The sequence below is a fragment of the Pseudactinotalea sp. genome (assembly GCF_048594945.1).
In the GTDB taxonomy this organism is placed as follows: domain Bacteria; phylum Actinomycetota; class Actinomycetes; order Actinomycetales; family Beutenbergiaceae; genus Pseudactinotalea.
In genome coordinates, this window is sequence record NZ_JBMDXJ010000195.1 from 1 (window position 1) to 6,841 (window position 6,841).

General features: G+C 67.9%; 4 protein-coding genes. All 4 read left to right on the forward strand.

Annotated features, from left to right (window positions below; all coding sequences use genetic code 11):
• Window positions 1-879 (forward strand): hypothetical protein (locus tag ACOJSN_RS08570; RefSeq protein ID WP_420112076.1); only part of this gene is annotated, 879 nt, incomplete at its 5' end.
• A gap of 4 nt (window positions 880-883) precedes the next feature.
• The gene (locus tag ACOJSN_RS08575) at window positions 884-2,281 is read left to right on the forward strand and encodes a phenylacetate--CoA ligase family protein (protein WP_420112077.1); all 1,398 of its coding nucleotides are present in this window, start codon (window positions 884-886) and stop codon (window positions 2,279-2,281) included.
• Between the two features lie 1,186 nt (window positions 2,282-3,467).
• Window positions 3,468-5,933 (forward strand): LuxR C-terminal-related transcriptional regulator, encoded by a 2,466-nt coding sequence (locus ACOJSN_RS08580; protein WP_420112078.1) that lies wholly within the window; start codon window positions 3,468-3,470, stop codon window positions 5,931-5,933.
• The coding region (locus ACOJSN_RS08585) for an AAA family ATPase (protein ID WP_420112079.1) at window positions 5,930-6,841 on the forward strand (912 nt) is incomplete at its 3' end. The genes ACOJSN_RS08580 and ACOJSN_RS08585, both read left to right, overlap by 4 nt.

Genomic DNA, 6,841 nt, shown 5'->3' on the forward strand with positions numbered 1-6,841 from the left:
ATGAGCGGGCACGAGATGGACCTCCTTCTGCTCGGCGACAACCAGTTCTTCGGCGTCAATCACATGTCGGAGGCTCGTGCGCGAGCGCAGTCGATGCAGTTCCAGGACACCAGCGCGATCATTGAGGTGATCGACACCGCACTGGATCACGGCATCCGAACCTTCATGTGCACCACCCACGAGCGCGTGGGTGAGGTCTGTGACCACATGCGCCGTGACCCGGAGCGCTACGCCGGCTACCGCTTCTACCCCTGCATGCCGTATGCCCACAAGTACGCCAATGCCGTCACCGAGCACGGCATGCTTGGGGCGGTACGGCAGTCGCTGCCGAACTCCTCGCTTCTCGGCGCTGCGCTCAAAGGCGGCCGATCACTGGCGTCGAAGGACGTCGAGGGTGTCATGACGATGCTTATCGATGCTGAGATGGCGATGTTCGACGGGCTCTCGACACCGGTGGTGTTCCTGCAGAACGTGGTCACCGACCTGATGCTCGGCCTGGGCTTCGACGAGGCGTTCGCCGTCTTCGCGCAGCATGTGAAGGACCGATACGACGCAGAGCCAGGCTTCATCACGATGAACCTGCCGATGTTGCTCGATGCGCTGGAACGGGTGGGGGTCGAGAACCCGATCGTTTGCGCCAACATCAACAAGATCGGTTTCCGCATGTCCGGTGGCGTGGAAGCATACGCTCAGGCGTTGCAGTCGCGGGTGTTCCGTCCGGTCGAGATGAGCGTCTTCGCCTCCGGCGCGTTGCAGCCGCGTGAGGCGCTTAGGTGGCTGCATGATCAGGGGCAGGTCGACTCGATCGTGTTCGGTGCCTCCAGTGAGCGCTCGATCCGCAGCACCACGGGGATCGCAGCCGAGCTCTGGTCCACATGAGCCGATGAAGGAGTCGTCGAGCGCGGGCAAGCTGGGACTGCGGACCCGCCTGAACAGAGGTGCCTTCGGCGCGAAGACCGCAGTGGTGATGCGCCGGGAACGCGCGGCAGCTGCCTACCTCGCGCAGGCGGAGCGGCTCTCGCCGGCCGAGCTAGAGGGTCGAGCACGTCAGCGCACGATGGCGCTGGCGAGGCACGCCTACGAGCAGACGGACTTCTACCGCCGGTTGTATTCCGAGGCGGGTCTGACACGGGCGGACCTCGAGCGCCCGGAGAACCTCGAGGCCCTGCCGCTGCTGCGCAAGGAGGCGGTACGTGCCCATGGCGAGGAGATGCGTGCGCGCGAGCTCCCTGCCGAGCGCTTCCTGCGCTCGGTCACCGGCGGAAGCACCGGCTCGCCCTTGGTGGTTTACAACGACCGGCTCGCACCGCATGCAGCGATGTGGTGGCGGGTGTACCGGTGGTGGGGCGTCCACCCCGGCGACGACACCGCCTTCGTCTATCGGCAGAAGCATGCTGGGATCGATGCAGTCAAGGAGTACCTCACCTGGTGGCCCACCCGGCACCTTCTGCTCGATGCCCGGGACATGGACGATGCAGCCGTCGATCGCTTCCTGCGCGACTGCCGACGTGTCCGCCCACGCTTGATGGTCGGCTATGTCGAGGGCGTCGTCGCGCTCGCCAAGCGGCTGCAGGACCGTGGCATGACAGTTGCCGCGCCGCACGCGATCTCGGTCACCTCCTCAGTGCTGCACCCGGGCCAGCGCGAGTTCATGGAGCGTGTCATGGGAGCCCCGGTCTACGACACCTACCGGTCGGCAGAGGTGCCCTGGATGGCCGCCGAATGCCGTGAACGCAGCGGCCTGCACGTGCAGGCCGACATCCGCCACCTCGAGATCGTCGACGACACGGGCCTGCCAGTGCCCGCTGGCGAGACGGGCGCGGTCGCCGTCACGGATCTCACGAACCGCGCCTTCCCGCTGATCAGATACGCGATCGGCGATCGTTCACGGGCGCTCGCAGGAACCTGCGGCTGCGGCATGACGCTGCCGCGCATCGGTGCGATCGAAGGTCGCGTCGCGGACTCACTGCTCACCCCGACTGGTACCGAGATCGTCGGAGGCTTCAGTGCCCTCTTCAACAAGTGGCCGACCGCGGTGCAGCAGTTCCAGATCCATCAGTACGCCGACCACGCAGTTGAGCTCCGCTATGTACCCGGGGTGGATATCGCGCTGGCTGAGCACGCGGTAGCGGAGGTCTGCGCGACTCTCGGACGACTGCTGCACGGCGAGGTCGAGATTCGGGCGGTTCGCCGTCAGCGCATCGAGCATGACGGCGGCAAGGCCAGACTCGTGCGCTCGGAGATCGCTGCCGAGGAGTCGGGCAACTCAGCGACGTCTTGATTGCCGACGACGGTGGGCGGGCAGCCCTCGTCCGGCTCGACTGTCTCCGCTTGCTTGATTCTCAAGGCGCGGCGAGTGATCTCCGTCGCCCTCCGACGAGTCGTGCTGCGGTGATCCGAGCGGCACGGTCCGAGCTCGCCCTGGGGCGCGCTCGACCGAATCAATCGTTGCGACCTTCCGGAACGCAGGTCGTGCCGCCGCACCACGTACGTGTCTCCTCGGCGCCGGATCTGCCGAGGTCATCGGTGAAGCGGACTCGAGCTTTCGCCGCCTCAAATGACCGTCCCAGAGCAGCGCTGCGAACGCCCCGAGCAACAATCCCAGGAAGAGGCCTCCAGCGGCGAACACCAGGACCGAGGGTCGCTCAGAGCCTCCCGGCTCGACGGCAGGTGTGATCAGGCTTCCCGAGTAGAACGGGGTCGAGAGCAAGCGCGCTTGCTCAGCAATGAGAGCCTCGAGCTGGAGTTCGGTGGCCGCGTACTCCGGTGAGCCCTCGTCGGACGCATTCAGGCGTTCCCGAAGCTCGTCGATCGTGCTCTGGAGCTCCTCGGATGTCTGCTGCACCACGTCACGAGCGGCATCGGCGCGTTGGGTTCCGTATGCCGAGGCGATCGCGTTGGCCCATGCGGCAGACGACGCAGGGCTCGACGTCGTCACGATGAAGCGGAGCACCTGTGAACCGCGCGGGACCTCCGTCTGCGTCGCATCCATGAGCTGACGGACCGTCGTGCCGTCATCCAGCGCGTCTGCCGCTGCTTGGAGGACCCCGGTCGATGTCGCCACGATCTGTTCTGTGTCCATGTTGACGGTCGCGAAACTCGAGCCGGTGGAGAGCACACTGATCGGCTCGACCGTATGCACCGCGGCGGCGGCGTATCGCTCTGGATAGACACGGAAGGCTGCGAGCGCCGCCAGCAGGCAGACGACGATGGCGATCGCTAGCGCCTTCCAGCCTCGAGCGATCCCTCGGTAGAGATCCTCAAGCGTCCATGTTGTCGGCACAGTTCCCCTTAACAACGGTCGCCACAGAATACGGGGCCACATCCGGGATGGCCCGCCGCGGTCTGTGACGTGCGAAGGTTTTCCACAACCCTCTCACCCCACGTCCGCAACGCGGACTATCATGCACCGTCGGGCCCATACCGCTGCGCAACCACGCTCAGCGGGGTGATTGGGGGGTGAAGCGATGGGGACAGGCGTTCTGCCGGCGGACACGCCAGGAGTTCCCGCGCCCCGAGGCCGGTCGGTTGCGGCCGCGGAGGTGCCCGAGCATGTCCTCGCCGCGCTGCGGTCCCGCCGTCCCCTCGCGGTGCTCCGCGGCCCTCGTGGTTACGGCAAGACGTCGGCGATCAGGCGCTGGTTGTCCGAGCTGGACGACGGCGTCCCCGTCCTCTATCTGGTCCTCACCGAGGATTCGAACGAGCTCCCCGGGTTCTGGCGCGAGCTGCGGGCCTTCCTCGACAGCAACGGGCTGCCGGTCACCGATCGCGGCGACGATCGCTGGTCGGTGGTGAGTACGCTCGTGGAGCACCCGGGCCGCCTGCTGCTGGTCATCGACGACTTCCACGAGGCGGGTCTCGACGACGGTGCGGCGAGCATCGACGACGATCTGGTGGAGATCGTCCGACAGAACGACGGCATCGATCTCGTCATCGGTACCCGCACCTATCGCACGCTCGAGACCACCGGGATGCTCTCGGTCGACGGCGTGGTGCTCGGGCCAGACGACCTCAAGATGACTGGCCAGATGGTGCACGCCCTGGCGCAGCGGCTCAACGTGGACATGACCCTCGACCAAGCCGAGGAGATCGCTGTCGACACCGGCGGATGGCCATCCGCCATCCGCGCCGGCCTCGTGCAGCACGGCACGACAGGCACGTTCAACGCGGGGCTGGTCGACGACTACATCGTCAACCTCATCACCGACCTCCGTTTCCCCAGTGTGCGCGCATTCCTGCTGCGCACCGCTATCCCGGAGCGGTTCACCTCCGAGATGGCGCAACTCGTGGCGCCGTCGATGACGCTGCGGATCCTCCGCAACCTCCGGAACGCTGGGCTGCTCGCCGAGAACCGCACCAGCGACGGGCGCATGTACTCCTACGCGCCTGCTGTGAGGGCCGCGCTGCTGAGGCTGGGTCGCGAGCTCGAACCGGACACCGTGCGCGAGGTGCACCACACCCTCATGGAGGTCGCTGCCGGAGCGCGAGACCTCGGCCGCGTACTCATCCACGCCATCGAGGCGCAGGAGTACGACACCGCCCTCCAGATCATCGAACGCGAGTGGTCCACGCTGCTCGCGACCAGCCCAGTGGTCCTGGTACAGGCGGCCAAGCAGTTCCCGCCCGAGATCGCGGCGCGTGAGCCGCGCCTGCGCATCGCTCTCAACGAGTTGCACGCCGCACCGAACGCGGACTCCTCGCCGTTCAGCGTGGACGGTGGATCGGCGTTCGCCGCCGAGCTCTCGGAGCACCTCAACGCACCGGTGGGGACGAGCGTCGAGGAGTCGCTCGCACTGATGCAGTGGGGGATCACCTGCCTGCTCGTGGGAAACCTCGACGCCGCCAGCTACGCCTTCAACCGTGCCCGCACGCTCGGCCTGGTGGGGGGCGGGCCCGATGAGACCGTCGAGCTCGCCGCACTCGGCCTCGCGCTCAGCCACGCCTTCGAGGGCGAGCCCGAGCTTGCGATGCGTTGGCTGGAGGATCCCGGTGTGATCGACCGACTCGGCCAGGTGCGCGAGGTCGACGGTCGCGACATCGCCCTCGTCGCCGCCCAGCTCGCCCGCGCGATCGCCCTCACCGACATGGCCGACCCGGCCGCGGGCGCGGCCGTCGCAGCGCTCACCGAACCCGGGCACCGCGACGACCTCTGGGCTTCGACGATCTTCGCGCGCGCCCACTACGCCGTGCTCAGCGGCGAACGCTCCGAGATCTCACGCATGTCCAACGAGGTTCGCGCAGCGATGCGCCACGTCTCCCGCGGCTCGCTCATCGAGGTGGTTCTTGCCTCGGAACTGGTCGAACTGCTCATCGCCGACAACGCGGTCGACGTCGCGCACCAGGTCGTCGCCAGGTTTCCTGGCTCCGCGATCGCCTGGGCCGCTGAAGCCAAGGTCGCGCTCGCGGCGAGGCGCTACGCCGAAGCCATGGCTGCCGCCAACAAGGCGATCGCCATCCCGCAGCGCTCCTGGCGCACCACCGTGGAGTGTCAGGTGGTGCTCACGAGCGCCTATCACGCCACCGGCGACGAGCCAGCTGCGCGCGAGGCGTTCCGGCACGCGGTCCGCATGGCGCAGGGGATCGGGCAGCGCAGGCCGTTCCTACTGATGCCACGATTCCTCTTCGACGGCTTCGCCGGCAACGATCCCAAGGTCGTCGCGCTCTGGCCAGGGCCGCGCAGCCACAGCCCCGACGCCGCAGTAGCCACGGCACCGAGCGCCTCGGAACCCAGCGACCTGCCCACGCTCACCGCGCGCGAGATCCAGATCCTCCGTGCCCTCGAGTCTCACCCCGGGCCCGTCGGCATCGGCGGCGAGCTCGGACTGTCCGTCAACACGGTCAAGACGCATCTGCGCGCCATCTACCGCAAGCTCGGCGTCAGCAGCCGCACCGAGGCGCTCGCCGCGATCGGAACGCGAAGGGGAGGCTCGTGAGCACCGGTGTCACGATGCTCCGGCCAGGGGAGGCCGCCCGGGTCGCGGTCGACGCACGCATCCGCGGCTTGCCCCGACTGCCCCGAAGCTACGTGCCGCCGCGCGCGTTGCTCGAGCTCGCGGCCGACGCGTTGCCGCCGATCACCGTGCTGCAGGCACCCCGGGCGTTCGGCAAGACCGCAGCCGCCTCCTGGCTGCTGCGCAGCGAGGAGGATCATCGCCTCGATGTGGTGTGGGTGAACCTGCCGCACCGTGCGGTGACGCCCACCGAGTTCTGGGAGACCGTGGCGCGGCGCCTCCGTGATGCCACGCTCGAAGACGGCGACTGGGACACCCTCGATCGCTCCCTCGCCCGCCGTAAGCGGCGGCTTGTGCTGGTGGTCGATGACCTGGACCGGGTCGAGGGCACCACGGTCGACGCCGAGCTCGGCGCCCTCGCGAGCCAGCACGAGCAGATCCACGTGATCGCGCTCATGCGCCACCCCCGGCCCATCCACCTCGAGGCAGTGCAGCTCGACGGCGTCGTACTCCACTGCGACAACCTGCGCCTTGACCCCAGCGAGACGTTCCAGATGGCAGAGAAGGTCGGTCTCGACCTCACCCGTTCGGCTGCCGAGCAGCTCAACACGCTGCTGAGCGGCTGGCCGGCGCTGCTGCGCATCGTCATGGCCGAACCCATCCGAGTGGTCGACGACCGCGTGCAGATCGACCAGGGCTTGGTGGACCGCTTCATCAGAATGCTGCTCGCCGATCTCCCTGACCCCAGGACCCGCCGGCTGTTGCAGGTACTCGCGGTTCCCGCGCTGCTGCCCACCTCGCTCGTGCACGAGCTGGTCGGGCGGACCAGCTGGGAGAAGCTGGTGGGGTTCGTCGCCGACCTCGGGCTGGGCACCAGCGAGACGGGGGAG